At 62.7% G+C, this 26,154-nt stretch carries 28 protein-coding genes, 1 tRNA gene and 1 pseudogene; 15 read left to right on the top strand and 15 right to left on the bottom strand.

The features are described from left to right. Positions 1 to 90: 90 nt before the first annotated feature. Positions 91 to 606 carry an outer membrane protein assembly factor BamE gene (locus tag FJ543_RS06490; protein ID WP_015318233.1) on the bottom strand — a complete coding sequence of 172 codons (516 nt, stop codon included), beginning with the start codon at positions 604 to 606 and terminating at the stop codon, positions 91 to 93. Between the two features lie 114 nt (positions 607 to 720). On the opposite strand from FJ543_RS06490, the gene FJ543_RS06485 reads away from it, so the two are divergent. The 8 genes from FJ543_RS06485 (at position 721) to FJ543_RS31410 (ending at position 5,944) form a co-directional block, all read left to right on the top strand. Then, positions 721 to 1,263: a ubiquinol-cytochrome C chaperone family protein gene (locus FJ543_RS06485; protein ID WP_015318232.1), complete on the top strand. Its 543-nt coding sequence runs from the start codon at positions 721 to 723 to the stop codon at positions 1,261 to 1,263. 3 nt (positions 1,264 to 1,266) lie between these two features. After that, the gene (locus FJ543_RS06480) at positions 1,267 to 1,815 is read left to right on the top strand and encodes a DUF177 domain-containing protein (protein WP_140874279.1); all 549 of its coding nucleotides are present in this window, start codon (positions 1,267 to 1,269) and stop codon (positions 1,813 to 1,815) included. A gap of 113 nt (positions 1,816 to 1,928) precedes the next feature. Continuing rightward, the gene (gene plsX, locus FJ543_RS06475) at positions 1,929 to 2,999 is read left to right on the top strand and encodes a phosphate acyltransferase PlsX (RefSeq protein WP_140874277.1); all 1,071 of its coding nucleotides are present in this window, start codon (positions 1,929 to 1,931) and stop codon (positions 2,997 to 2,999) included. A gap of 9 nt (positions 3,000 to 3,008) precedes the next feature. Continuing rightward, on the top strand, positions 3,009 to 3,980 hold the full coding sequence (locus tag FJ543_RS06470) for a beta-ketoacyl-ACP synthase III (RefSeq protein ID WP_140617046.1): 972 nt from the start codon (positions 3,009 to 3,011) through the stop codon (positions 3,978 to 3,980). Positions 3,981 to 4,081: 101 nt separating this feature from the next. Further along, positions 4,082 to 4,405, top strand: a complete 324-nt coding sequence (locus FJ543_RS06465) for an integration host factor subunit alpha (RefSeq protein ID WP_140874275.1) — start codon at positions 4,082 to 4,084, stop codon at positions 4,403 to 4,405. Positions 4,406 to 4,620: 215 nt separating this feature from the next. Further along, positions 4,621 to 5,160 carry a MerR family transcriptional regulator gene (locus FJ543_RS06460; protein WP_015318228.1) on the top strand — a complete coding sequence of 180 codons (540 nt, stop codon included), beginning with the start codon at positions 4,621 to 4,623 and terminating at the stop codon, positions 5,158 to 5,160. Between the two features lie 88 nt (positions 5,161 to 5,248). Next, positions 5,249 to 5,551 (top strand): hypothetical protein, encoded by a 303-nt coding sequence (locus tag FJ543_RS06455; RefSeq protein ID WP_140874273.1) that lies wholly within the window; start codon positions 5,249 to 5,251, stop codon positions 5,549 to 5,551. Between the two features lie 255 nt (positions 5,552 to 5,806). After that, a complete protein-coding gene (locus FJ543_RS31410) occupies positions 5,807 to 5,944 on the top strand; it encodes a hypothetical protein (RefSeq protein ID WP_181173918.1) in 138 nt (45 codons plus the stop codon). A gap of 273 nt (positions 5,945 to 6,217) precedes the next feature. On the opposite strand, the gene FJ543_RS06450 is transcribed toward FJ543_RS31410, so the two are convergent. Then, a complete protein-coding gene (locus tag FJ543_RS06450) occupies positions 6,218 to 6,832 on the bottom strand; it encodes a hypothetical protein (RefSeq protein ID WP_140874491.1) in 615 nt (204 codons plus the stop codon). A gap of 276 nt (positions 6,833 to 7,108) precedes the next feature. On the opposite strand from FJ543_RS06450, the gene FJ543_RS06445 reads away from it, so the two are divergent. Both FJ543_RS06445 and FJ543_RS06440 read left to right on the top strand, forming a co-directional pair. Further along, on the top strand, positions 7,109 to 7,393 hold the full coding sequence (locus FJ543_RS06445) for a helix-turn-helix transcriptional regulator (RefSeq protein ID WP_015318224.1): 285 nt from the start codon (positions 7,109 to 7,111) through the stop codon (positions 7,391 to 7,393). Between the two features lie 199 nt (positions 7,394 to 7,592). After that, positions 7,593 to 8,054 (top strand): YbaK/EbsC family protein, encoded by a 462-nt coding sequence (locus FJ543_RS06440; RefSeq protein WP_015318223.1) that lies wholly within the window; start codon positions 7,593 to 7,595, stop codon positions 8,052 to 8,054. A 99-nt stretch (positions 8,055 to 8,153) separates the two neighbouring features. Here the strand turns inward: FJ543_RS06440 and FJ543_RS06435 are convergent. The 5 genes from FJ543_RS06435 to FJ543_RS06415 form a co-directional block, all read right to left on the bottom strand. Next, positions 8,154 to 8,230 (bottom strand) — tRNA-Pro (locus FJ543_RS06435). Between the two features lie 36 nt (positions 8,231 to 8,266). Then, complete coding sequence (locus FJ543_RS06430) at positions 8,267 to 9,556, bottom strand: O-antigen ligase family protein (protein WP_140874271.1); 1,290 nt, start codon at positions 9,554 to 9,556, stop codon at positions 8,267 to 8,269. After that, entirely contained in the window at positions 9,553 to 11,088 is a 1,536-nt protein-coding gene (locus tag FJ543_RS06425; RefSeq protein ID WP_140874269.1) for an undecaprenyl-phosphate glucose phosphotransferase, read from the bottom strand. Before FJ543_RS06425 ends, FJ543_RS06430 begins: the two co-directional genes overlap by 4 nt. An 86-nt stretch (positions 11,089 to 11,174) precedes the next feature. Further along, positions 11,175 to 12,305, bottom strand: a complete 1,131-nt coding sequence (locus FJ543_RS06420; protein ID WP_140874267.1) for a glycosyltransferase — start codon at positions 12,303 to 12,305, stop codon at positions 11,175 to 11,177. A 10-nt stretch (positions 12,306 to 12,315) separates the two neighbouring features. Beyond that, positions 12,316 to 12,879, bottom strand: a complete 564-nt coding sequence (locus FJ543_RS06415) for a polysaccharide biosynthesis/export family protein (RefSeq protein ID WP_041163468.1) — start codon at positions 12,877 to 12,879, stop codon at positions 12,316 to 12,318. Positions 12,880 to 13,132: 253 nt separating this feature from the next. Between FJ543_RS06415 and FJ543_RS06410 the strand changes: the two genes are divergently transcribed. Then, the gene (locus FJ543_RS06410) at positions 13,133 to 15,451 is read left to right on the top strand and encodes an exopolysaccharide transport family protein (RefSeq protein ID WP_140874265.1); all 2,319 of its coding nucleotides are present in this window, start codon (positions 13,133 to 13,135) and stop codon (positions 15,449 to 15,451) included. A 79-nt stretch (positions 15,452 to 15,530) separates the two neighbouring features. Here the strand turns inward: FJ543_RS06410 and FJ543_RS06405 are convergent, their stop codons facing one another. Then, positions 15,531 to 16,760 (bottom strand): GNAT family N-acetyltransferase, encoded by a 1,230-nt coding sequence (locus FJ543_RS06405; RefSeq protein ID WP_140874263.1) that lies wholly within the window; start codon positions 16,758 to 16,760, stop codon positions 15,531 to 15,533. 89 nt (positions 16,761 to 16,849) lie between these two features. Here FJ543_RS06405 and FJ543_RS06400 point away from each other — a divergent pair, with 89 nt between their 5' ends. Continuing rightward, positions 16,850 to 17,908: a polysaccharide deacetylase family protein gene (locus FJ543_RS06400; RefSeq protein ID WP_140874261.1), complete on the top strand. Its 1,059-nt coding sequence runs from the start codon at positions 16,850 to 16,852 to the stop codon at positions 17,906 to 17,908. Between the two features lie 24 nt (positions 17,909 to 17,932). Here FJ543_RS06400 and FJ543_RS06395 read toward each other — a convergent pair whose 3' ends face one another. Continuing rightward, complete coding sequence (locus FJ543_RS06395) at positions 17,933 to 18,148, bottom strand: DUF2842 domain-containing protein (RefSeq protein WP_015318215.1); 216 nt, start codon at positions 18,146 to 18,148, stop codon at positions 17,933 to 17,935. A gap of 153 nt (positions 18,149 to 18,301) precedes the next feature. Between FJ543_RS06395 and FJ543_RS06390 the strand changes: the two genes are divergently transcribed. Further along, positions 18,302 to 19,393 (top strand): COX15/CtaA family protein, encoded by a 1,092-nt coding sequence (locus FJ543_RS06390; protein ID WP_140874259.1) that lies wholly within the window; start codon positions 18,302 to 18,304, stop codon positions 19,391 to 19,393. 201 nt (positions 19,394 to 19,594) lie between these two features. On the opposite strand, the pseudogene FJ543_RS31795 reads toward FJ543_RS06390, so the two are convergent. From FJ543_RS31795 to speB, 3 genes and pseudogenes are all read right to left on the bottom strand, one after another. Further along, positions 19,595 to 19,702 (bottom strand): annotated as a pseudogene (locus FJ543_RS31795) (3'-kinase); the annotation flags it as partial. Next, positions 19,702 to 20,628, bottom strand: coding sequence for an N-acetyl-gamma-glutamyl-phosphate reductase (argC, locus tag FJ543_RS06380; RefSeq protein ID WP_140874257.1), 927 nt, complete (start codon positions 20,626 to 20,628; stop codon positions 19,702 to 19,704). The pseudogene FJ543_RS31795 and the gene argC, both read right to left, overlap by 1 nt. Positions 20,629 to 20,658: 30 nt before the next feature. Next, positions 20,659 to 21,666 (bottom strand): agmatinase, encoded by a 1,008-nt coding sequence (gene speB, locus FJ543_RS06375; protein ID WP_015318212.1) that lies wholly within the window; start codon positions 21,664 to 21,666, stop codon positions 20,659 to 20,661. Positions 21,667 to 21,789: 123 nt separating this feature from the next. Between speB and FJ543_RS06370 the strand changes: the two genes are divergently transcribed. Together FJ543_RS06370 and FJ543_RS06365 are read left to right on the top strand one after the other, a co-directional pair. Beyond that, a complete protein-coding gene (locus FJ543_RS06370; protein WP_140874255.1) occupies positions 21,790 to 22,998 on the top strand; it encodes an acyltransferase in 1,209 nt (402 codons plus the stop codon). 295 nt (positions 22,999 to 23,293) lie between these two features. Beyond that, positions 23,294 to 24,352 (top strand): glycerophosphodiester phosphodiesterase family protein, encoded by a 1,059-nt coding sequence (locus FJ543_RS06365; RefSeq protein WP_140874253.1) that lies wholly within the window; start codon positions 23,294 to 23,296, stop codon positions 24,350 to 24,352. Between the two features lie 66 nt (positions 24,353 to 24,418). Here FJ543_RS06365 and rpsI read toward each other — a convergent pair whose 3' ends face one another. The 3 genes from rpsI to FJ543_RS06350 all read right to left on the bottom strand — a co-directional run bounded on the left by rpsI (position 24,419) and on the right by FJ543_RS06350 (position 26,047). Further along, positions 24,419 to 24,901, bottom strand: coding sequence for a 30S ribosomal protein S9 (gene rpsI / locus FJ543_RS06360; protein WP_015318209.1), 483 nt, complete (start codon positions 24,899 to 24,901; stop codon positions 24,419 to 24,421). Between the two features lies 1 nt (position 24,902). Continuing rightward, complete coding sequence (gene rplM, locus FJ543_RS06355; RefSeq protein ID WP_010915638.1) at positions 24,903 to 25,367, bottom strand: 50S ribosomal protein L13; 465 nt, start codon at positions 25,365 to 25,367, stop codon at positions 24,903 to 24,905. Positions 25,368 to 25,582: 215 nt separating this feature from the next. Further along, positions 25,583 to 26,047, bottom strand: coding sequence for a PaaI family thioesterase (locus FJ543_RS06350; protein ID WP_140661962.1), 465 nt, complete (start codon positions 26,045 to 26,047; stop codon positions 25,583 to 25,585). Positions 26,048 to 26,154 lie beyond the last annotated feature (107 nt).

Below are 26,154 nucleotides of genomic sequence, written 5' to 3'. Positions count from 1 at the left end.
TTAACAAAAACCCGTGGGATCGCTCCCACGGGTTTTTGGTCGCCTGAGACATTTCTGTTCCCCAAAGTCAGGGAAGCAGGATTCTAGGGATCAGGGGGTGCCGCCGCCGGGAATGCCGGGCGCCAGCTTGCTGGCGCCGTTGATGATCTGGCTGAGGAAGTTCTGGTCCTTGCCGCCGGTTGGCGTGGTGCGCGAAATGAAGTCGAAGATCTTGCCGTCCTTCAAGCCGTAATTGGCGATCTGGGTGACGCGGCTGTCCGGGCCGAAATAGACCGCCAGCACTTTCTGGTCGACCAGCCTCGGCTTGTCGAACGCGACGTAGCGCTTGCGCGTCTGCGAAATATAGTAAAATGCCTCATTGTCGAAAGTCGCCGTGGTCGACGGCGTGCCGAGTGCAAGGAGCACCTGCTCGCGGCTGGAACCGACCGGCACGGAATCGATCGCCTGCTGATCGAGGACATAGCCTTGCGTGAACGTCTCGCTCGGACTGAGGTCGCCGATCATCTTGTTGGTGTGGCATGCCGACAGCGCCGCTACGATAGCCAGCAGCGAGATCGCGCCGGCAGCCCTGGAATTGAAACCCGACTTGAAATTCAGCGCGCGCAACAACAATTCTCCATTATATCGCCGCAACTTGCGCTGGGCCGCAAAACCGGTAAACCAGCTTGCTTGCCGATGCAACAAGGCCAATTCAACAAACGGTCCCCGGAGACCATCCCCATGTTCCAGCGCCTTTTTGGCCGCGAACGCCACGCCAACCGCGCCATCACTGACGCGCTTTACGCACAAATCGTGGCGGCGGCGCGGCAGACTGTTTTTTATTCCCACTGGAATGTGCCGGACACGCCGCTTGGCCGTTTCGAGATGCTTTCGCTGCACATGTTCCTGGTCCAGCACCGCTTGCGCGGAGAGGACGGCGTGGCGCAAGAGATCGCGCAGGTGCTGATCGACGAATTCTTTCTCGACGTCGATCATTCGCTGCGGGAACTGGGCATTGGTGACGTGGGTGTGCCAAAACGCATGAAGAAGCTGGCAAAGATGTTCTATGGCCGCACCGCCGCCTATGATGATGCGCTGGAACGAAACGACCATGACGGTCTGACCGCGGCACTTGCCCGCAATGTCCGTCCCGACGCCGGCGGCTGGCCGGAAGCGTCACGTTTGGCCGGGTATGTCGCCGACGCCAGCCGGCAACTGAGTGCGCAGCCGACCGAATCGATCGTTGCCGGCACTGTGGCGTTTCCCGTAGCCAACGGAGGCTGATCGATGAAAAATGTGGATATGCAAAGTCCGGTATCCTTTTTCGCCAATGTCGCGCGTCTGCCGCACAAAGGGCTGCCGGTTGTGATCGAGGCCGATGCCGCGCAGCGCGCGGCACTTGCCGAGGCCCATGGGCTGCTGTCGGTCGAAGCCTATCGCGCCGAACTGCTGGTTACGTCATGGAAGCGCAACGGCGTTAAGGTCAGCGGCCGTGTCGAGGCGGACATTACCCAGGCCTGCATCGTCACGCTCGACCCCATCGAAGCGCATGTTGAAGAGCCGTTCGAGGCGCTGCTCTTGCCCGAGGACTCCAAACTCGGACGGCAGGGATTCGAAGGTGGCGGCGAAATCCTGCTCGATGCCGACGGCCCCGACAGTCCCGAGACATTTTCGGGCGACACCATCGATGTCGGGGCACTTGCCGAACAGTTCTTCGGCTTGGCCATCGATCCGTATCCGCGCAAGCCCGGCGCCTCGATTGGCACCGATGACGACACCGGACCGGCCGAGAATGAATTTCAGCAAAAACTGCGATCCTTGCTGCGAAAATCCTGAAAACCTCGCTCGCGACGGAAAAGTCGGTTGTGCGACAGCCTAAAACCGCTATTTTCGCCGAACCTTTGCGATCACTAAAACGACTTGCCGCCTAACCGTGAGATGAATACCGCGTGATCAGGATTTCCATCGATGCCATGGGCGGCGATCACGGACCAGCCGTGGTCATTCCGGCGCTCATGACGGTCGCGACCCGCCGTCCCGACATCCGCTTCGTCATCTACGGACGTGAGGAACTGGTGCGCCCGGAACTCGCCAAATTCCCCAAATTGGCCGAGGTCACCGAGTTCTTCCACTGCGAGATCGCGGTCAGGATGGATGACAAGCCGAGCCAGGCGCTGCGCCATGGCCGCTGGAAATCGTCGATGTGGAAGGCGGTCGAGGCGGTGAAGTCGGGCGCTGCGGATGCATGCATCTCCGCCGGCAATACCGGTGCGCTGATGGCGATGTCTAAATTCTGCCTGCGCACCATGGCGACCATCGACCGCCCGGCGATCGCGGCATTATGGCCGACATTGCGCGGCGAAAGCGTGGTTCTGGACGTCGGCGCCACCATCGGCGCCGACGCGCACCAGCTCATTGATTTTGCCATTCTCGGCACCGGCATGGCGCGTTCCGTGTTCGGCATCGCCCGACCCACGGTTGGCCTGCTCAATGTCGGCGTGGAGGAGATCAAGGGCCAGGAAGAGGTCAAGGAGGCGGGACGCATGTTGCGCGAAGCCAATATGGCCTCGATGAACTACCATGGCTTTGTCGAAGGCGACGATATCGGCAAGGGCACGGTCGACGTCGTGGTGACGGAAGGCTTTGCCGGCAATATTGCTCTCAAGACGGCGGAAGGCACCGCGCGCCAGATAGCTGGCTATCTGCGCGCCGCGATGAGCCGCACCCTGATGGCCAAGATCGGCTATGTCTTCGCCAAGGGCGCCTTCGACCGCCTGCGCGAAAAGATGGATGTCGGCCGCTCCAATGGCGGCGTCTTCCTGGGGCTGAACGGCATCGTCGTCAAAAGCCATGGCGGTGCCGACTCGGACGGTTTCGCCGCGGCGATCGAACTCGGCTATGACATGGTGCGCAACAATCTGCTTGATCGCATCGAGGCCGACCTCGACCTGTTTCATGCGCGCAACCCGCATGCCCTGACATCAAGGAAATCCGACGTCGTTACCGACGCAAGGGAATAGGAAAGAATTTTGATCAGATCAGTTGTGCGCGGCACGGGCGCCGCGCTGCCCCGCCGCATCATGAAGAATGCCGATTTTGAAGGTATGGTCGAGACCTCCGACGAGTGGATCGCTCAGCGCACCGGCATCCGCCAGCGCCATATCGCGGCTGATGACGAGACGACGGCTTCGCTGGGCGAGGCCGCGGCGCGTGCCGCCCTTGCCGATGCGGGATTGACCCCGGGCGACATCGATCTGGTCGTGCTGGCGACCTCGACCCCCAACAACACGTTCCCGGCTACCGCGGTCGAGATCCAGAACCGGCTCGGCATGCAGCACGGTTTTGCCTTCGACATGCAGGCGGTATGCTCGGGTTTCGTCTATGCGGTGACGACAGCCGATCTCTACATCCGCGGTGGTCTGGCAAAGCGCGTGCTGGTGATAGGCTCGGAGACCTTCTCACGCATCCTCGACTGGAGCGATCGCTCGACCTGCGTGCTGTTCGGCGATGGCGCCGGTGCGGTCGTTCTGGAAGCCGGTGAGGGGGCCGGCACGATCGCCGATCGCGGCGTCCTGGCGGCCAGCCTGCGTTCCGACGGCTCGCACAAGGAAAAGCTTTTCGTCGACGGCGGACCGTCGACGACGGGCACGGTCGGTCATCTGCGCATGGAGGGCCGCGAGGTCTTCAAGCACGCGGTCGGCATGATCACCGATGTCATCGAGGCGACCTTCTCGACCGCCGGTATTACCGCCGACGATCTCGACTGGTTCGTGCCCCATCAGGCCAATAAACGGATTATTGACGCTTCGGCAAAAAAGCTTGGGATAGCAGAGCAAAAAGTGGTGGTGACCGTCGATTTGCACGGTAACACCTCGGCTGCTTCCGTACCGCTGGCGCTGTCGGTGGCCGTCGCCGACGGCCGCATCAAGAAGGGAGATCTGGTGCTCCTGGAGGCGATGGGCGGCGGCTTCACCTGGGGCGCCGTTCTGGTTCGCTGGTAAGTGCAGAACGGTCCGGTTTCGGTCCTTGACCTTGCCGGATCAATTACTTAGGCTCTGCCGTTGTTGTGCCGATTTTATGTTTGAGCTGATGGGACGGTCGCATGGGGGGAAAGACACTTACGCGCGCCGACCTTGCCGAGGCCGTCTACCGAAAGGTCGGTCTGTCGCGCACTGAATCCGCCGAACTCGTCGAGGCGGTGCTGGATGAAATCTGCGAAGCGATCGTGCGCGGCGAGACGGTGAAGCTGTCGTCCTTCGCGACATTTCATGTCCGCTCCAAGAATGAGCGGATCGGGCGCAATCCCAAGACCGGGGAGGAAGTACCGATCCTGCCGCGCCGGGTGATGACCTTCAAATCGTCCAACGTCCTGAAGAACCGCATCCTGCGTTCCCACCAGAACAGCAAGGCCAAGGCCGGCAAATAGCGTCCATTGCACGGTTGAAAACCGGCTCCGCGACAACGGCGGACTTGAATATTGCTTCACAAACCGCTGAAATAAGGCCCGATTCGGCAGCATGGCCGGATGGGTGTTCTGGCTTGTGATCGATTCCGCACCTGCGGAACAAGCTCTTCTCATTGTTGAGCGGGATCTCGTCGGAGCACCGTTCCGGGCTACACGCCAGCGTGAGGATTTCGCCCATGGACAAGAGCCCTGACGCCTTCCGCACCATCAGCGAGGTCGCTGAAGATCTCGACCTGCCACAGCATGTGCTGCGTTTCTGGGAGACGCGCTTCAACCAGATCAAGCCGATGAAGCGTGGCGGCGGCCGCCGCTACTACCGGCCGCAGGATGTCGAACTGATCAAGGGCATCCGCCATATGCTCTATGACCAGGGCTACACCATCAAGGGCGTGCAAAAGCTGCTGCGGGAAAACGGCAATCATTTCCTGGTCGCCATCGGCAATGGCGACATGGCCGCCGTCGAGGCGATCTCGCAGCGCAAGCAGGCCGATCAGGTGCCGCTGACGCCGGCAGCCCAACCGCGCGGCGGAGATGACGAACTGGTTGGCCAGCCAAGGGTCAAGCCCAGCCGCCGCTTTTTCGGCCTGGGCAAGGGCGACGAGGAAGGTCCGGTTGCGCCGGACGCGTCGAAGCTCTCGCGTGACAACCGCGCGCTGCTGCAGGAAGCGCTGTTTGACCTCCTGGAATGCAAGCGCCTGCTCGACCAGGTGCGCTGACCGCCGCGAAGCGCTTTAAAGCCTCGAAACTGGAACTCGCTTTGGGGTGAGGCGTTAGGTTTCCTTCTGCAAGACAAGGAAACGCATGATGGCATCATTTTCGACCCTTTCGGACATCGACCTCGAAAAGCAGGTCGCGGCTCTCTCGAGGGAACTCGCCGCGTTGCGCAAGGCAGTGTCGAAGCGGGGTGGCGCTTACTATGAAGACGGCCGTGATGCTGCTCTTGATACGTATTCGGATCTTGCGGAGCGTCTGCGCGATGCCATGCCGGCAATCCGCAAAAAGGGCAGGGTGATCGAGAAATCGGCACGCGAACATCCGGCGGCGGCCGCAGCGGTCGGCCTTGTCGTACTCGGTCTGGTCGCCAGCCTGCTGTTCAGCCGGCGCTGACTGCTACCCAAGAATTTCCAGAGAGAAAATGGCGGCTCGCCCTCCGGCGCGGCCGCTATTCCCATTGACGTCAGCGGTTTGCGATACCGCTCCGGAATCTGGCCGAAGCGCGTCGGCGTAGAGGCGCACGGCACCGCTGTGCTGCCGGTGCAGAAAGGCGGATCGATCGATCCGCCACAGCCGCTCGATTCCGCGGCGATCGCCGGGTTTGTCCAGTAGTCCCGGCCTGGCATTGTGACCAGGAGAAAACCAGCCTTGGACAAGAAGCCAGGGCTGGTCTTCTCGTTGGGGTGCTTAGGCCTTGTTGCCCATCTTCTTCATGTGATGATGGTGGTGGCGATGATGGTGACGGTGATGATGGTGGTGACGATGGTGATGATGCTTTGCCATTGAGGCCGCGTCCGCGCTTGTCGTGCCGACCACCGGCACCGCGAAAGCGATTGCAGCTGCAAGCCCGAGGGCCGAGAGGAGGGATTTCTTCATTGGATCGTTTCCTTTTTCGCAAGCAGGTATCGATCGGGCCGATATCCCGACCGCCGCGAACGGAATTACGCTCCTGAATTTTTTCGTCAGTATTTCCCGATTGTAGAATCTTGTTTCTGAACTGTTTCCCAGGAACCGGCTTCCTGCCCCATGATCGCCAGGGCCGAAGCCGGCTGCTTTGGCTTACATGGGCGGGATCACACCATTGTTTCCGACCACGACGCGGCTGGAACTCAGCGTGCCGTCCGCCTCGCGCTGAGCGGTAACGAAGACCGTCGCACTTGGTTCGAGATCGGTCGGGGCGGCCGGCGCGAAAGTCACGACAGGCGTTCCGTCGGGGATCGAGATATTCTTCGTCTGCCCATTGTCATAGGTCAGCGTCACGGCACGCCCGTTTATGTCGGTGACGTCCGCGACGGTGCCGTTGGTCATGCGGCTGTTCGGCTCCAGGTCCCAAGAGCGATCACCCTCTCCAGTGCCTTTCAAGGCCGCTGGAAAGACCACCACTTCCAGCGCGCCGCTGCCGCCGTCAGCCTTGGAGACGGAGGCGATGCCGACGAAATCGCCCTGCTTAATGTCTTTTACCGATGCGTTGGCGACGCCTGAAAGCTTCCAGCCGTCTTTCAGCTTGATCGCGGCCGTGTCGCCTTGACGGGTTTTCACGGTCAGCAGCGACGGCTCGAAACTGACCACCGTGCCGCGCACGCGCAATGTGTCCGCCGCGTGCGCGCTGGCCACACCGATGCCGGAAAGCATGGAAATGGTGCCGAGCACGAGGAGAGGTGTCTTGAGGGTCATTGGAGTATCCTTTTGGGAAAGGCTGGCCGGAAGGAATGGTTTCACGCCAGCGACGTCGAGATAACGAACGGGTGGGGCGAAACTGCCGGGCAAAACCCGCTCGCGCGTTCAAAACAACTTGATCGGGACAGGGCGTGGCAGCCCCATGGGCATCCGGGTCACGATGCCGTGACGGCCAGATTGGCGCTTGGCAAATCGCTGGCGAGAGGGCATCTTCCTGCTCGTCTCAGGCAACATCCCATTTTGATCAAACGCTTTCAGCCAACGGAGTTGCCAATGCCCAACAATGCAAAAAGCCACGCCCCCTCCGAACCATTAGCCAACGAGATCGGACCGGACTACAACGCCCTCAGGGCAATGCGGGAAACGCGCGGGTACAGCCTCGAAGCGCTTTCGCTGACCTGCGGCCTCTCGGTCGAAGAAATCGAGGATATCGAGAGCGGCCGGGCGGCCGACCCGGCGAAGCTGCGTCGTATTGCGTCCGCGCTTCGTCTGCCGCAGGAAGCTCCTATTGCTTCCGCCGTACCGACGCTGGCCGCACAAGGCCGGCCTCAGGCATAGAATCGGCGCCAGGGCATGCGCGAGAAACCCGCCAAGGTCGCTTGGCGGGTTTCTTGTGGACGCCATGGCGTTCGCCTGCAGGCCGGGCTTGCCGATTTGCAGAACTTGCCGATTTGCAGATCGCACGTGTCCATACGCGGCATCCATCCGCGCCAAACGCATCGGCCGTGCAGCGGGTCTGAACCGTGAGTTTTTCGACATGAGTCTGGATTCCGTCGGTGCCTTCTTCGCGGCTCGCGCGCCTGATATCGAGGTCGTCGTCACGCAATCAAGTTCGGCGACGGTGGCGCTGGCGGCGGAGGCGCATGGTGTGTTGCCGGCGCAGATCGCCAAGACGATCTGTCTTCGCGTCGGCGAGCGCACCATGCTGGTCGTGACCAGCGGCATCGCCAGGCTCGACAACCGCAAGTTTAAGGACCAGTTCGGCGGCAAGCCGCGCATGCTGGACGCGCAAGAGGTTGTCGCTGCCACGAGCCATCCGGTCGGCGGCGTCTGCCCGTTCGGCCTGCCGTCGCCGCTGCCGGTTTATTGCGACGTCTCGCTGCGCCAATTCGACGAAGTCGTCCCCGCCGCCGGCGCCACCAATGCCGCTGTCCGGATTGTACCACAGCGCATGGCCGATCTTACCGATGCCGAGTGGGTCGATGTGTGCCAAGCGTAGCGCCGGATCCAATCCAGAGCCGGCGGGTAAAGGAACACGCGATTCGAAAATTGGGTGATGCGGCAGGGCGGACTTTTGGGGACAAGTCCTGCTTCGAAATGGTCGGAGTGGCCGGATTCGAACCGACGACCCCTTGACCCCCAGTCAAGTGCGCTACCGGGCTGCGCTACACTCCGGACCGGTCGCGATGTATCGTGATAACCCGGCTCGGGTCAACCGAAATTCGGCGTTAATCGTACCGGTGCCGATGTGATGGCCGGTGGACCCGGCAATACCGGCCGCAATAGCCGCTGATGGCGGTATTCGAGCGCTATGGCGCCCCAGATTAAGCCGAGCAGCAGATACATATGGCGCCAGTGGTCGATGTCGATGAAGGTGCCGAGCCCGACATTGCCGATGAAGGCGACGTAGGCGCACAGGAGGTAAGGCTGCCACGGCCGGTCACGCAGCAGGATGCGAAATCCGGCTGAGATCGTCCAGACGACCAGCGTCAGGAACGAGACGAAGCCGAGCCAGCCATAGTCCATCAGCATCTTCAGCCAGATGTCGTGTGTGTCCTCGCCGAAGATCGTGCCGAAGACCAGCGGCCCGATGCCGAATGGGTGCTCCATCGCCATCTGGAAACCGAGCGTGTAGCGGGCGAAGCGGCCCAGGCGTGCGGTGTCGTAGCTCTGTTCCAGATGCGCGCGGCTGGAGAACATCTCCGACACACCGGGCAGTTGCAAGATGACGATGATGGCGATGGCCAGCAGCGACAGCGCGGCGATCGTCATGATCACCACCCGGAGCCGGAACATGCCGCTGGCGCTCTGCAGGAACAGGCAGCCGGTGAGCAGGATGGCCGAGACCGCGAACATGCCCCAGGCACCACGCGAGAAGGAGAAGAAAATGCCGGCGCTGATGATCAGCAGCGGCACAGCCAGCAGCGGCATGCGCGTGACTGGGCCCGTCAGCAGCAAATAAAGCAGATAGATGCCGGGCAGCACCAGGAACGGCCCGAACACATTCGGGTCCTGGAAGGCGCCGGCGGCGCGGTCGTATTTGGTGAAAATTTCGGCACCGGGGAAGGCGTGGAAATAGCCCGCTATGCCAAGCAGCGACGTCGCCACCGCTGAAACGACATAGGCATTGAAGATCAGCCGGTAGAGGTTCGGCTGCGTGGCCGTAACCGATGCGAAAAACACCGCGCTGAAAGCGAGAAACACCGACACGGCAAGATAAAGCGGGGTGTTGGCGAGATCCGCCATCTGCGTCATGGAAATCATGCCGCCGATGTTCATCGTCACCAGCAGCACCAGAAGCGGCATGGCCGCGCGCGATATCCTCAGGCCGAACAGCGCCCAGATGGCGATCAGCGCGGCCATGTAGATTTCGTAAGGCGCCGGCTCGCTGATGACGAAGCCGGACAGAAGAATGCCGAGCACGACCGCGCTCGAGGAGATCAGCGTGATCAGCTTGGCGTTGACCGCCGCACGCGGCAGATCATGGCTGATCGCGCTCAATAGGCGTTTTCCGTGTTCAAGAGCCGGACCGGCGTCAGGAACAGGATCCGCAGGTCGAAAAGCAGCGACCAGTTCTCGATGTAGTAGAGGTCGTATTCCGTCCGCATGCGGATCTTTTCATTGGTGTCCATCTCGCCGCGCCAGCCATTGATCTGCGCCCAGCCGGTGACCCCGGGCTTGACCTTGTGGCGCGCGAAATAGCCGTCGACCACCTCGTTGTAGAGCAGGTTGTGCGACTGCGCGGCAATGGCGTGCGGACGCGGACCGATGAGCGACAGCGAGCCCAGCAGCGAGTTGAAGAACTGCGGCAGTTCGTCGATAGAGGTCTTGCGGATGAAGCGGCCGACACGGGTGACGCGCGGATCGTTCTTGGTCACCGTCTGCTTGGCGGTCGGATCCGACCGGTCGGTGTACATGGAGCGGAACTTGTAGACCTCGATGATCTCGTTGTTGAAGCCATGCCGCTTCTGCTTGAACAGCACCGGTCCCTTGCTGTCGAGCTTGATGGCGATCGCGGCGGCCAGCATCACAGGCGAGAACACGACGATGCCGATGAGGCTGAAGATGATGTCGAAGGCGCGCTTGGCGACCGAATCCCAATCGTTGATCGGCTTGTCGAAGATGTCGAGCATCGGTACTGAACCGATGTAGGAGTAGGCGCGCGGACGGAATTGCAGCGCGTTGGAATGCGCCGACAGCCGGATGTCGACCGGCAGCACCCACAGTTTCTTCAGCAATTGCAGCACGCGCGATTCGGCGGTCAGCGGCAACGACACGATCAGCATGTCGATGCGGGCAATGCGGGCGAATTCGATCAGTTCCGAAATCGTGCCGAGCTTGGGATAACCGGCGACGAGGGATGGCGAACGCTTGTCGTTGCGATCGTCGAAGATGCCGCAGATGCGGATGTCGTTGTAAGGCTGCTTTTCCACCGAGCGGATGAGCACTTCCGCCGCCTTGCCGCCGCCGACGATGACGGCGCGCCGTTCCATGCTGCCATCGCGCGCCCAGCGCCGGATCAGCCTCGACATCACCAGCCTGAGACCGTAGAGGCAGATGAAGGCGACGACGAACCAGGTGCCGAACAGCAGGCGCGAATAGTCTTGCGACATCTTCATGGCGAATGCCGTCAGCGCCATCAGCGCGAAGGTGCCGGCCCAGACCAGCAGGATGCGCCCAAAATTGGCGAGCGGCCGCATCAGGGACACCACCTGGTAGCAATCGGTGACATCGAGCAGCACCACGGCGAGGAACGATGCGGCGGCGATCGTCAGCGGATATTGCCAGGCGAGATAATTGAAGAATCCGACATAGTAGAAATAGACGCAGAGCCCCGAGACGAACAGCACCGCGAATTCGACCATGCGCAGCACGCCGCTGACCATGATCGGCGACATCGTATCGCGCCGGTATTGCGACGCGACCTGCCGGGCAACGTCGTTCATGCCGCCGGGCTTGTCGCCATCGGCAGGCCCGTCGAAGTGACGCACCGATTCTGATGAAAAGCGGTGCGCGGGGTCGATCTCGTTCATGGAACAGTCCGCAAGCTTCCCAGGGTGATTAGCAAAAGAGAGCTAAGAAACCCTTGAAACAACCTGTGGCTTTGGAAGGGCCCGAGCTAACTTTCGAGCGCGGCGAAGTAGGCCTTCTCGATTTCGGCGGCCATGACGTCGGCGCCGAAGCGCGCCCTGAGCGTGGATTCGTCAGGCATCAATCGGCGATAGGTGGCAAGGTCGCCCAGCGCCTGGCTCATTTTGTCGGCGAGCTCGGCCGGATCCGGGCGAATCAGGGCGGGGGAGCTTGAACCGAAAATCTCCGGTATGCCGCCGACCGAGGTCGCGATAACAGGTCTTGCCGCGGCAAGTGCCTCCAGCACGGTATAGGGCATGGCTTCCGCGCGCGAAGGAACGACGACGAGCGCCCCCAGCACAAAGGCCTCCCGGGCCGGCATTGGCGGCAGGAAACGGACATTGTCTTCAAGCCCGAGGCGTTTCACCTGCGCGTGGTAGCGGGGCAGGTCGTCGCCGTCGCCGACCATCACCGCACTCGGTGCGCGACCGAGCCGGGGAGCGGCGGCGGCCAGGGCATCGATGAAGATATCCGGGCCCTTGAGGTCCCGCATCATGCCAATATAGAGCAAATCAGCCGCATCGGCCCTGGCGGCTACCGGCTCGAATTCGGTGGTGCGAAGTCCATTGTAGACCAGCGTGTTCGGGATCGGCGGTTCACCCACCTTCCTGCGGTAGGTCCGCCGCTCGTAGTCGGAGACGAACAGCAGGCAATCGGTGAAGCGCGCCATGAGATACTCGAGCGCGAAGAACAGCTTTCCGGTGGCTGTGTTCTCGTCATAGTGGAGAGAGCCGCCATGCGGCGAATAGAGGCGGGCTACGCGAGACCTTGATACCCGCAACAATGAGCCGAACAGACGGGCATAGGCGCCACCCTTGGCGCCATGTCCGTGCAGCACGTCCGGCCGCAATTCCTTGATGATCCTGTAGGTGCGCCGGGCCGAGGCGAGGTCGCCCGGGCCGACGTGACGCTGCATTGGCGTACGATGAACGCCGAGCGCCAGCATGTCCTTCATCTGCCCGAAAAGATGCTCCTCGAATTCACCGCCGGTGGTCGAGTCGCAGACGATGCCGACCATGTGGCCGGCGGCGACCTGCGCTTCCGCCAGGTCGCGCACGTGCCGGAAAATTCCTCCCACGGGTGAGCGAAAGCAGTGGACGATCCTGAGCTTGTCCGCCACGAGGTGTCTGTCAGAACAGACGTTCGCGGACGTAGACGGTATCTCCCGGCAGCAGGGGATCGGAGGTGACCACACGGCCAGTTATCACCTTGCCGTTGATATCGCGGGTGATGTCGACGCTCTCCTGGTTGGCGCGTGGCGTGAAGCCCCCGGCAATGGCGATGGCCTTCTGCACCGTCAGGCCGGGCACGTAGGAATACTGGCCGGCGGCGCCCACTTCGCCCATGACGAAGATCGGCCGGTAACGATCGATCTCGACCGAGACGTCGGGGTCGCGCAGATAGCCCTGCCGTAATTTGTCGGCGATCTCCTTTTCCATCTGCTGCGCGGTATGGCCCCGTGCCGGTATGGCGCCGACGAGCGGGAAGGAGATATAACCGGACTGGTCGACGCTGTAGCTGTTGGTCAGGCCCTCCTGTTCGAACACAGTGACGCGGACCCGGTCGCCTGCGCCGAGGCGATAGGGCTGTTCGAGGACCTCGTGGAAGGCGGCCGGCGTCGGCCGGTAACTGGAACAGCCGGCGAGCATCGAAACGGCAAGCAGTGCGCGAAACAGGGAAGCAGTGCTTTTCATGACCGGACAGGTACCTTCGACTGGCCGCTGCGATGTCGCAGCAAACATCTGGGATCGGGTCCGTTATCATCCTGTTAGGGTTAATGGCCGGTAAAGGAGCGCGCCAATAGCGTTTTAGCAGGCAAGGTTTTGCTATTTTATCGATTTTTTTGTCGGCCCCGGCAAAATCCTAACGGAAGCTTACCGTGATCTTAACGGCTGGGTTACCATAGTTGTTTACGGTGCATGCTGATCCAGTTTCGGAGTGGGATGCATGTCCGTTCAATCCGCGGCCGCAGACGTCGACGTTGATCTTAGGCAGCTCTTCGCCAGCCTGGGACGCAACTGGCTGCGGATTCTGGTCTTCGTTCTGGTGGTGACGGGGCTTGCCTTCGTGGCTGCGTCGTTCGCGACCCGCCATTACAAGGCCCAGACGCAGGTGGAGATCGCCCCGCGAGAATCGGTCTACACGCGGCCCGCCAGCAGCAATCCGGACAGCGACAAGCCGATCCTCGACGAGCAGGGCGTTGCCACCCAGGTCCAGATAATTTCGTCCAACGAGATCCTCAAGCAGGTCGCGCAGAAGCTCGGCCTGTCGCGACTGGCCGAGTTCGACGAGACGATCAACATGTCGTCGCTGAGCCGCGTGCTGATCCTGCTTGGCCTGAAGAACGACCCGATGGATGTTCCGGCCGACGAACGTGTCCTGAAGAAGATGCGCGAGAAGCTCAACGTCTACGGCGTTGAAAAGACTCGCATCATTGCCATCGAGTTCTCCTCGGAAGATCCGAAGCTCGCGGCCGCCATCCCCGATGCCATTGCCGCCGCGTACATTGCGGGGCAGGGCGCGGCCAAGAGCGAATCGAACACCGCCGCCGCCGACTTCCTGGCGCCCGAGATCGCCGACCTGTCCAAGCAGGTCAGGGATGCCGAAGCCAAGGTCGCGGCTTATCGCTCGCAGTCCGACCTCCTGATGGGCGGCAACAATTCCACCCTGGCCACCCAGCAATTGGCCGAACTGTCGACCGAGTTGTCGCGGGTGCGGGCCAACCGGGCCGCGGCCGAAGGCACGGCCGAGAGCGTGCGCAAGGCGCTGCAGAACGGCGGATCGCTGGATTCGCTGCCGGAAGTGCTGTCTTCCGATCTGATCCAGCGCTTGCGGGAGCGCCAAGTCGAGCTGCGCGCCAACATCGCCGATCTGTCGACGACGCTGCTCGACAATCATCCGCGTGTTCGCGCGGCCAAATCGCAACTGGCCGATCTCGACGCGCAGATCCGCAGCGAAGCCCAGAAGATCATGAAGGGCCTGGCGATGCAGGCCGATGCCGCCAAGGCGCGCGAAAGCCAGCTCGTCGCCGACGTCAACACGCTCAAGGCTGCTTCGGCGCAGGCCGGTGAGCAGCAGGTCGGTCTCGACGCGCTGCAGCGCGATGCCGCCGCCAAGCGCCAGCAGCTCGAACTCTACCTAACCAATTATCGCGAGGCGGCGTCGCGTCAGGATCGCAATTATATCCCGGTCGACGCCCGCATCGCCTCACCGGCTTCGGTCCCCGCAGAGCCATACTTCCCCAAGGTCGGGCCGATCGTCGGTGCTGCCGCCGCGGCTTCCCTTCTGCTGGCGGCCGTGTTCACGCTACTGCGGGAGCTTTTCTCGGGCCGTGCCATGCGCCCGGCCAGGGGCGCGCGGTTTGAACCGATCGACGAGGTGACGATGCCGCCGGCCGCCTATCAGGAGCCGTCCACCGGCCGCGAACCGGCTGTCGCCACTGAGCGCGCCACTCGCACCGCCGACGTATCATGGCCCGAAACGGTCACGGAAACTCCGGCGCAGCCGCGGCCTGCCGCCGAGTTCGGGCCCGTCGCCAAAGCGGAGCCTATCGCCGAGCCTGAACCGTTGGCCAAATCCGAATCCTTGACCAAATCTGGACCCGTGGCAGAGCCTGAGCCCATGGCTGAGCCGGAACCCGTGGAGGTTCGGCGGCCGCGCTCCGTGCTCGGCGAGATCGACGTCGAGAAGGCAGCCGAGAAGCTGATCGCCAGCGGGGCCGCGCGCGCCATATTCGTTTCCCCCGAGGGCGATGAAGCGGCGGCGTCGGCGATCCTGGTGGCGCGCGAGGTTTCCGACGCCGGACTGCGCGTCCTGCTGCTCGACCTCACTGCCTCAGGGGCTGCCTCGCGCCCGATGCTGGACAGCGGGCTTTTCCCCGGCATCACCAATCTGCTGGCGTCGCAGGCGCAGTTCAGCGACGTGATCCATGGCGACCTCTATTCCGACTGCCATGTCATCCCCGTCGGCACCGCCGATCCGGTCCGTGCCATGCGTGCCGCCGATCGGCTGCCGATCATAATGCAGTCGTTGACAACAGCCTACGATCTGGTGGTGGTCGAGTGCGGGCCGGCCGATGCACAAGGCATCAGCCGTTTGGGCGGCGAGGCCACCGAGGTGTTCTTGTCCATGCTGGAGGCCGACGACGAGGTGACGCAGGCCGCGGTCAAGCTGATCGAGAGCGGCTATCCCGACCTGACGCTGGTGACGCCGCTCGGCCACGAGCCGCCAGGCAATCCGGTGCCGGGGCGGCGTTCGGCTGCTTGAGATAACAGCTGTTCAGAGGCCCATCAGGTCTATTCGAGTTCCAGCGTCGTCACATCGAATATCCTGTGGCGTATTGGGGCTAGTTTTCGTCTTCCGTGGGCACGGGCGCTGTCTGTCCAACGGCCTTGCGGCGCAGCAGCTTGGCGAGCTTCCAGATTGCCGGGCTGTTCTTGACAAAGGCCTTCAGCCGCGCGCCCTGGCGAAGCGCCTGTCCCAGCGCACGGCCCTTGAGCGTCAGCGGGACGAGGACTTCGAAATGCCGGGTTTCAATATCGCACCATAACCGTTTGTAAGGCTCGTCTCCGACGGAGAAATCATAAACCGCGAACCCGCTCCGGCAGGCATCCTGGATGTTGTCGAAGAACAGGAAGTCGCCCGGGCTGGTGTGGGCAAGATCATCCTCGCTGATCGCTCCGAACTCGCAGATCAGCCGCCCGCCCGAGCGGCTCGCTCCGGTGACGGCGCGCAGCTTGCCGGCTACTTCCAGCCCGTGCAGCACGAAGCAAGGCTTGTCCTCGGCAAGTGCTTGCTTGAACAGTCCTCGGAAGAAGGCGCGGGTCCGGTCGTCACCGAAGACGTTGGCGATGCCCATCTTGCGGAAGCGCTGTTCCTTCATCTCGAAGAACGCGTCGAGCAGCCTCTCCACGTCGTCGGCACTGCTCGCCTCGATGCGCCGGTAGCTACCGACAGCCTCGAACTTGCGTGTCTGCGAACGATGCTTCTTGCGTTTGCGCTTGCCGCTGGCGCGCAGCAGCAGCGCATCGAATCCGCCGCTGAGGTCGACGGCCAGCGAAAGATTGGGGCTGGCGAAGTGATCGAGCGATGCCAGCGGATTGGCGATGCCGTCGAGATCGGGCAGCAATCTTTCCAGCGCGATGAGATCGATATCGGGGCGGAATTTGGCGATCGCCGCGAGCATCGACTGGATGGCCGTGAGGTCGCCGCTGGCCAGCCATTGCGGTTCGGCGGCGCAGAAATTGCCATTGGCGTGGCGGCCGCCCATGAACTGGGCGACCCGCAACGGGCCGCGCTTGACCACCTCCAACGCCAGTGCGAAGGCCGGCTTGCCCTCCAGTTCCAGCGTGGCAATGAGCAGATCGGGCCTGACCTCGGCGGCCCAGTTCAACACCCATGCCGCACTTTGCGCTGGAGCACAGAGCGCCGAACGACAGAACGTCGCATATGCCGCGAGCCCCTCGGCGGCGGCAATGGAAACCGACGGCCCCGCGGCATTTCTGGGTAGTGTGCGTGGCGTGGCCTGGCTCGCCGCGAGCCGCTTGCCGTCAAATGACGCGGTTGCGTCAACCATACCTCAATCCTTAAGGCGTATTGATCCCGATTTGGGGGGCGCTCGGGCGTATTCCGTGTTTGGTTAGCCTAGGCGCAAAAGGTGAATGAATGATCGACGGTGGGGAGGCAATCCGGAAACTGGCGCTCAACGTCGCCCGTTATACCGGCCTCGCACCGCTGGCCAGGCCGTTTGTCGGCGGCATCGGCGCCATCCTGATGCTGCATCGCGTGACGGCGACGCCCGAAAAGCCCGACAGCGTCAACCGGCACCTCAACATCGCGCCCAGTTTCCTCGATGCCGTGATCGCCGACATGAAAGCGGGCGGCTATGCCTTCGTTTCGATGGATGAAGCGGTGGAGCGTATCGAGGCAGGCGGCAAGGGCGGCCGGTTCGCCACCATCACCGCCGACGATGCCTATCGCGACAACATGACCGAGGCCCTGCCGGTGCTGGAAAAGCATGGCACGCCGCTCACCATCTATGTGGCGCCCGGGCTGATCGATGGCTCCGCCCACCTTTGGTGGGATGTGGTGGAGGATATCGTCAATGCATGCGACCGCCTGACTTTGGCCACATCGAACGGCCGTGCGGTGATCGATTGCGGGACCCCCGCCAGGAAACATCAGGCCATTGCCCGCTTGCATGCCTATTTCACCACCGAGGTCCGCGAGGAAGACCTGCGGACCGTGCTGCGCGGTCTCGCCGCGTCGCATGGTGTCGACGCCGACGCCCCGCGCCTGCGCACGCTGATGAACTGGGATGAGATCCGCGCCGTCGCCGCGCACCCTCTGGTGACGATAGGCGCCCACACGATCAACCACAGCAACCTGAAGCGGCTTTCCGAGGCCGATGCGCGGCGCGAGATCGGCGCCGTCAAGGACATGCTGCGGACCGGGCTTGGCGAGGAGCCGCGCCATTTCGCCTATCCCTATGGCTATGCCAGCGCCGTCGGCTGCCGCGAAGTGGGCTTTGCGCGCGACGCCGGCTATGCCTCAGCCGTGACCACCCGCCACGGCGTGCTGCGCGCCGAACATGCCGGCTTCCTGCATGCCTTGCCGCGCATTTCGGTCAATGGCCGCTACCAGAGCCTCGCCCACATCCGCACCATGCTGTCGGGCGTGACGACCCCGCTCGCCAATGCCGGCAAGATGCTTGTTACAGTCTGACGTAAGGCATGACTGGGCAGGGCTTCAGCGCTTAGTCCGCGGCTCCAGCATCAGCCATTTGATGATGCCCATTGCCGGCAGCACCCAGAGCAGGCCGCTGACGAGGAAGAACAGGAATTGCACCAGTGCGCCCGATTCCGACAGGCGGGCGACGGCGAAGATCGAGGCGACCAGCGCGTAGATGATGACCAGCGCCAACAGCAGGAACATTCCGATCAGTTTTTTCAGGCGAATGGGCATGTCTTGGCCTCGTTGATGGCTACCGCTTAGGCCGAACGCAAGGCACGCGCAACCCACGACACCGGGCGCGACGGCGTGCCGCGCTGCGCGGCCTTGCCAGCAGGAGTGCGATGGTTCACCAATCCGCGACATTCAACCTGCCGGGACATATTCATGGCCGCCATCACCGCCGCCGCGCCTTATCAGGCCCGCGACCGCGACCTGCACAACCGGGCACTCGTGCGCGGCTGGCTCTATGTCGTGCTCCTGGTGCTGTTCGCGCTGGTGCTGGTTGGCGGCGCCACGCGGTTGACCGAATCCGGCCTTTCGATCACCGAATGGCAGCCGATCCATGGCGTCGTCCCGCCGCTCAACGACGCCGAGTGGCAGGAGGAATTCCAGCGCTATCAACAGATCCCGCAATACGCCGAACTCAACAAGGGCATGAGCGTCGAGGCGTTCAAGTCGATCTTCTGGTGGGAATGGGCGCATCGCCTGCTGGCGCGCAGCGTCGGCCTGGTCTTTGCCTTGCCGCTGCTGGTCTTCTGGGCGACGCGTCGCATCGAGCGCGGCCTTGGGCCGAAACTGGTCGGCATTCTGCTTCTCGGCGGCCTGCAGGGGGCCATCGGCTGGTGGATGGTGGCGTCCGGCCTGGTCGACCGCGTGTCGGTGAGCCAGTACAGGCTGGCGACGCATCTCACGCTGGCGGCACTTATCTTTACCGCGACCATGGTCGTCGCGCGTGGCCTTGCGCCGCATTCCGAGCCCGCGGCCGATCGCTCGACGCAGCGGCTGGCTGGTTTCATCGTGCTTCTGGCGCTGGTCCAGATCTATCTCGGCGGCCTGGTTGCCGGTCTCGACGCCGGCATGAGCTACAACACCTGGCCGCTGATGGACGGCCGGATCATTCCCGGCGATCTGCTCGTCCTCGAGCCGGCGTGGCGCAATTTCTTCGAAAGTCCGAAAACGGTGCAGTTCATCCATCGGCTTGGCGCCTATACGGTCTTCGCCGTCGCGCTCTGGCACATGATCGCCACGCGTCTGCGTCTGCCCGGCTCAACGCATGCGCGACGCGCGACACTGTTGTTCGTTCTAGTGCTGGTGCAGGCTTCGATCGGTATTGGTACGCTGCTGATGCAGGTGCCACTGCACATGGCGCTGACCCATCAGGCTTTCGCGCTCGTCGTGCTGGGCTTTGCCGCCGCGCATTGGCGCGGCACCAAGGGCGCCTATCCCTTACCCAACGAGATTGCCGTCGGACGTTGAGTGCAGCCGATCACATCCAGAATTCGTTCGACTGGGTCGTCTTCTCGCCGTCGAATTCAGCCTGACGCAGTGCGGCGGCGGATGGTGCCGATTTGTCCTGGTCGGCCTGGCCGCCTGGTCCTGATTTGCCTTGGCAACCCTGTCAGCGGCCTTGAGCGCATCGAGCCTGGCCTGGGCGACGGCGATATGCACCTGGCGGTCTGGGGAGCCGTCCTCGAGCCGCACCTTCCAGATGCCGCTCGAAAAGGTCTCGGCCATGAGTTCCGGTTCGCTGACCTTCCAGCGCGCTGGAAAGGCTGGTGCATCCATCAGAGACCGAGCATCAGGTCCATGTTCTGGACGGCCGCACCCGAAGCGCCCTTGCCGAGATTGTCGTAGACCGCCAGCAGCAGCGCCTGGGCTCTGCTGTCGTTGGCAAAGACATAGACCTTCATGCGGTTGGTGCCGTTGTAGATCTCCGGATCGATGTCAGGCACGCGTTCCAGATGCGTATAGGGCGCCACCTCGACCACGCCGCCTTGGATCGCGGCGAAATGGTCCGCAATGGCGGCGTGAAGTTCGGCACCCGTTGGCACGCGGTCGAGGCCACCGAGCTGCAACGGCACCACCGTGATCATGCCTTGCGCGAAATTGCCCACCGCCGGCTGCATGATCGGATCATGCGACAGCTTCGCATAGGCCTTCAATTCCGGCACGTGCTTGTGCTGCAGGGTCAGGCCATAGGGCAGGAATTCCGAAGCGTCCTCGCCCTTGGCGACATAATCCTCGATCATCGGGCGCCCACCGCCCGAATAGCCCGTAATGCCGTTGACCGCGATCGGGAAACTGGCCGGCAGCAGGCCTGCGGTGACCAGTGGCCTGAGCGTTGCGATCGGCCCCTGCGGCCAGCAGCCGGGATTGGCGACGCGCTTGGCCGTGGCGATCTTTTTCGCCTGCTCCTTGTCCAGTTCGGCGAAGCCATATTCCCAGCCTTCGGCCACGCGATGCGCGGTCGACGCATCGATGACCTTGGTGGTTTCGTTGGCGATCAGCGAGACGCTTTCCTTGGCCGCATCGTCGGGCAGGCATAGGATCGCGATATCGGCGGCGTTGAGGAATTCGGCGCGGGCGGCCGTTTCCTTGCGGCGCTCGACCGGGACGGAAATGATCTCCAGATCGCCGCGCTCGGCAAGCAGCGCCCGGATCTGGAGGCCGGTGGTGCCGTGCTCGCCATCGATGAAGATTTTCGGTTTCATTGCCTGATCAAATTCCCTGATATCTCGAAACTATATGCCGTTGCCATGATTGACCGTGGCGCCATTGTGGTTGCCGTTGTTCAGCTCCTCGAGCCGGGCCTTTCGCTCGGCCAGCAGACCGAGATATTGCATGGCCACCATCGAACCGGCGATCGCCGTTATATCGGCGTGATCGTAGGCCGGCGCAACCTCCACGACATCGGCCCCGACAATATCGACCTGGTTCAGCTGGCGCAGCGTCGACAGGATCTTCGCCGACGACGGGCCGCCCGAAACCGGCGTGCCGGTTCCCGGCGCATAGGCCGGATCCAGGCAGTCGATGTCGAAGGTCAGATACGTCTTCTTGCCACCGGTGCGATCGACGATCGCGTAGGCGATGTCGGAGGCGCGCATTTCCTCGATTTCATGACCATGGAGAATCTTGATGCCGAATGTGTCGGGCGCATGGGTGCGAATGCCGATCTGGATCGAGCGATCGGGATCGATGATGCCTTCCTTGACCGCGCGGCCGACGAAGGAACCATGGTCGATGCGCTTGCCGTCATCGGGCCATGTGTCCTGATGGGCGTCGAACTGCACCAAGGCCAGCGGTCCGTGGATGGCGGCGTGCGCCTTGAGCAGCGGCCAGGTGACGAAATGGTCGCCGCCGAGCGTCAGCAGGAAGGCGCCCGATTTCAGGATCTTGGCCGCCTCGCGCTCGATCGTGCCGGGCGTCTTCTGATGGTTGCCCGAATCGAGCAGGCAATCGCCATAATCGACCACGGCAAGGTGTTCGAACAGATCGCGCGAGAACGGGTATTGCGGGTCGTTGTCGAGGATCGCGGAGGCGCGGCGGATCGCCTGCGGCCCAAACCGGGCGCCCGGTCGGTTGGTGACGGCGGCGTCGAAGGGAATGCCCCACACCACCGCATCCGCGCCCTTCACGTCCTTGGTGTATTTGCGCCGCATGAAAGACAGCGCGCCGGAGTAGGTCGGCTCGAGGGCACCACCCGTTTTGGAGCGGGCGGTGAAGGCATGGTCGATGGTGTTGGTCGCCATTACGGGTCCTCGTTTTCATCGGGGTGCAACAACTACAGAACCGGCATGGAAGATGCCAGTCACGGCTTGGGGAGACGAAACCGCGCCGCCCGGGTGCCACGGCAAGACAGGACTTGTATCATCATGACGCAGACCGCGTTTCTTAATCCGTCGGATGCCGTGGTGTCGACCCACACCGGTACGATCGCCGGCGATCGGTTCCGGGTTCTCGATTCGTGGCGCGGCATCTGCGCGTTGCTGGTGGCGCTGTTTCATTTCCCGACCGCCTCGACGATCTCGCAGAGCAGCTTCATCGGTTCGTCCTATCTCTTCGTCGACTTCTTCTTCGTCCTTTCCGGCTTCGTCATCGCCTCCAGCTATGCCGATCGGCTCGGCCGCACTCAGGAGGTCTGCCGCTTCGTGCTAGTCCGTTTCGGCCGCATCTATCCGCTGCATCTGGTCATGCTTGCCGCCTTTGCCGCCTTCGAGCTGCTGCGGCTCGTGCTGCCGCAGCTGCATGGCACGGGCGCTGCTCCTTTCACCGGTGGCTTCGACCTCAGGAGCTTGGCTGCCAATCTCCTTTTGCTGCAAGGTGTCGGCTTCGAGGATCGGTTGACCTGGAACGCCCCGAGCTGGAGCATCTCGGCCGAGTTCTTTGCCTATCTCCTGTTTGCCGGGGTGGTCTTCGTCGCCGGCGCGCGCGCCTGGATATGGTTGGTCGCCGCCGCTGTCACCGCGCCGCTGTTCCTGCTCGGCTTCTCCACGCATCATATGGATGTGTCCTATGATTTCGGCTTCATCCGCTGCCTCTACGGCTTCTCGCTGGGCGCCCTGCTGGCCTGGTTTCAGCATGATTCCATTGCAGGAGCGCGACAGGTTCTGGCCGCAAACGGCCCGAGGATGAGCTGGACTGTTGCCGAAATCGTCATGGTGGTCGTCATCGCTCTCTTTGTCTCGCTGGCGGGCGACAATGACGCCGGCATTGCCGCGCCCCTGGTGTTCGCCTTGGCGCTGTTTCTCTTCGCCCATGAAGGCGGCTGGATCAGCGCGTTGCTGAGGACGCCGTTCATGCTGACGCTCGGCGCGCTGTCCTATTCGATCTACATGGTCCACATCTTCGTTCAGGCGCGCCTGATCAATGTCGCCGGGCTGGTCGAGCGCAAACTCGGCCTCGGCCTGGTTGGCGACATCGTGCTGCGTGGCGAGCCCGCGACCGGCTTTGGCGCCGGCTGGACGGGGACCGTGGCGATCGTCGTCATGTTCGCCGCCACCATCGCCGTGTCGTGGGTGACATGGCGCCTGGTCGAAATGCCTGCGATGGCCTGGTTCCGCCGGCTGTCGAAGCGCATCTGACCCGCATCCGTCCAACCGCTAATGCATGTCGCCCAAATTGAGCTCGGTTTTGGGGAAGACGACATGCAGAAAACAAAGACCTAATGCACGTCGCCCGGAAGCGTCCTCGGTTCCGGGACAACGACATGCATAAAATCAGGAGCTTACAGCGGGTCGGGCGAAGCCGATTCGCCGCGACGCTGTAAAGCGCGTCGCCTGAATCCGTTTCGACGCGACGCGCTTTAGCCGGCTTCGTTCACCGGGATGTCACCGATGTCGCCTATCCCCGGCTCGATCCGGCAAGGAGCGATTCTCGATGCGGACGATCTGGCTGAGCCTTCTGCTTTCCACGGCGCTTTCCGCCGCTTCCGGTCAAGCCTTGGCCGGCGAAACCCGCGCCAGGCAGATCCTCGACCGCTTCGAACATGCCAACCAGTGGCGCGACCATGTCATGGTGGCCGCCCATCGCGCCGGCAGCATGCAGGCCGGCAAGACGCTCTATGCGGAAAACTCGCTTGTCGCCGTGGAGGGCTCGATCGCGATCGGCGCCGAAATCGTCGAGGTCGACATCCGGCGCTCGAAGGACGGCGCGTTCATCGTCATGCATGACAGCTGGCTCGACCGCACGACGACCTGCAAGGGCGAGGTCATCAACTACACGCTGGCCGAGTTGAAGAGATGCCGGCTGGTGATCGAGGGCACCCATGCCGTCACCAACGAGACCGTCTCGACATTGCGCGAGATGCTGATGGCGACACGGGACAGAATCCTCATCAATCTCGACAACAAGCTCGAGGTCGGCGACCTCCCGGGCATGATCGCGGTGGCGCGCGACCTCGGCATGGCCGAGCAAGTCATCGTCAAGGAAAACCTTTGGGACCAGAACAGGATCAGCACGGTGAAGGCGGCCATGACTGCCGCAGGCGGGGGCTTCCAGTTCATGCCGATCATCGCCGATGACGCGGTCCATGATGCGGGCTTCGCCTCGACGGTCGACCACGCTTTCGCGCCGCGCGCGATCGAACTGATCAACTGGCGGGCGGGCGCCGAGACGCTGACCGAAACCGGCGGGCCGCTGTTCAGCACGCGCATGCGCGCCGAGGCGGTAAGGGGCGACTGGCACATCTGGGCCGACACCTATGCCATCGTCAACAAGCCAGGCGGCTTCCTCGCCGGCGGCCGTGGCGACGAACTGGCGGTCCAGGCCAGCTTGCCGCGCGAAGCCTGGGGCTTCTGGGCCGATCGTGGCGCCACCATCATCCAGACCGACGAGCCGAAAGCGGCGATCGGCTGGCTGGCGGCGAATGGTTATCGGGTGCCCTATGCCGGCACGGGCGAACGCATCGAGCCAGCCGCGACCGCCAGCATCAATTGAACCGCCGCGTCCAAGCAAAAAGGCCGCCCGGAGGCGGCCTTTTCGATTGTCCGAAATTCGAACCGCTTAGCGCTTCGAGAACTGGAAGGAACGGCGGGCCTTCGCCTTGCCGTACTTCTTGCGCTCGACGACGCGGCTGTCGCGGGTCAGGAAGCCGCCCTTCTTGAGCACGGCGCGCAGCGCCGGCTCGTAATAGGTCAGCGCCTTCGAGATGCCGTGACGCACCGCGCCGGCCTGGCCGGAAAGTCCGCCGCCGACGACGGTGGCGATGATGTCGTATTGGCCCGAGCGGTTGGACGCGATGATCGGCTGGTTGAGGATCATCTGCAGGACCGGACGCGCGAAATAGGTCGCGAATTCCTTGTCGTTGACGACGATCTTGCCGGAACCCGGCTTCACCCAGACGCGCGCGATGGCGTTCTTGCGCTTGCCGGTGGCGTAAGCGCGGCCCGACTTGTCGAGCTTCTGGACGTGGACGGGGGCGGCGGCCTGCGTGTTGGTGTTGCCGGTGGCGGCGCCCAGTTCTGCGAGCGAGGAAAGCTCAGCCATCTTATGCGACCTTCTTGTTCTTGGAATTCAGCTTGGCCACGTCGAGGACTTCTGGCTGCTGGGCGACATGCGGATGCTCGGCACCTGCATAGACGCGCAGGTTCTTCATCTGGCGGCGGCCGAGCGGGCCACGCGGAACCATGCGCTCAACGGCCTTCTCGACGACACGCTCGGGGAAACGGCCCTCGAGCAGCTGACGCGCGGTGCGCTCCTTGATGCCGCCGGGGTGGCCGGTGTGCCAGTAATAGACCTTGTCGGTGAACTTCTTGCCGGTGAATACCACCTTGTCGGCATTGATGACGATGACATTGTCGCCGTCGTCGACATGCGGGGTGAAGGTCGGCTTGTGCTTGCCGCGAAGATGATTGGCGATGACAGTGGCGAGACGGCCGACGACGAGACCCTCGGCGTCGATCAGGATCCACTTCTTCACCACATCCGCAGGCTTCTGCGAAAAGGTTGTCATGTTTTCTGCTCTCGGTTCTGACCTTCGGGAGTGAAGGCGTTTCTTGTTGCTTGGATTGGCGAAAGACGCTTGTCATCAGCCAATAACAAAACGGCGGCCTTTGCGGGCCGCTGCTTCGTGAAGGCTTATAGGCGAGCGGAGTAACTGCGTCAAGGTAGCGGAAAAGTCCTGTAGCGCAGAAAAGGCTGCAGAAACAGCATGTTGGACTAAAGGTATTATTTTACCACATTGGCGGCGCGCTGCGGCGGGATCGAGTAGGTGCCCGTGGCATGCGCGATCGTGTGTCCTTCCGGGCCGGCGACGATGTCAATATCGAACACCATCAGGCTCTTGCCGAGCTTCAGGATACGGCAATGGCCATCGATCGGCCCGGCTTCGGCCTTGCGCACGAAGTTGATGTTGAGGTTGGTGGTGACCGAGAGCGCATCCGGCCCGGCATGGCTGAGCACGCAGACATAGCCGCCAATGTCGGCCAGCGTGAACAGGGCAGGGCCGGACACCGTGCCGCCGGGACGCAAATGCCGTTCACCGGCATTGAGCCGTACGATGCAGCCGCCTGGAAACACGTCGATCGCCTCGTAGGCGGCGGCACTCTCGTTGAGTTGGGGAAAGACGGTTTCCATTAACAAATTGATCTGCGTTGCGGTCAGCACCGGCTTGAGGTTGGTCTGGGCGGGCATATCGGTCTCTCGTTCTGCGCCAAGCCTGTATGGGCGCAGCCGGGTGTTTCTGGCAACATATACATCATGCTGGCGCAAGCGATGGGTGTTGGACGAAACCCGATCCG

Source organism: Mesorhizobium sp. B2-5-7 (genome assembly GCF_006440875.1).
GTDB classification, from domain to species: Bacteria; Pseudomonadota; Alphaproteobacteria; order Rhizobiales; family Rhizobiaceae; genus Mesorhizobium; species Mesorhizobium australicum.
The sequence above is the reverse complement of the archived record's forward strand: the minus strand, read 5'-3'. Positions and strand labels throughout refer to the sequence as shown.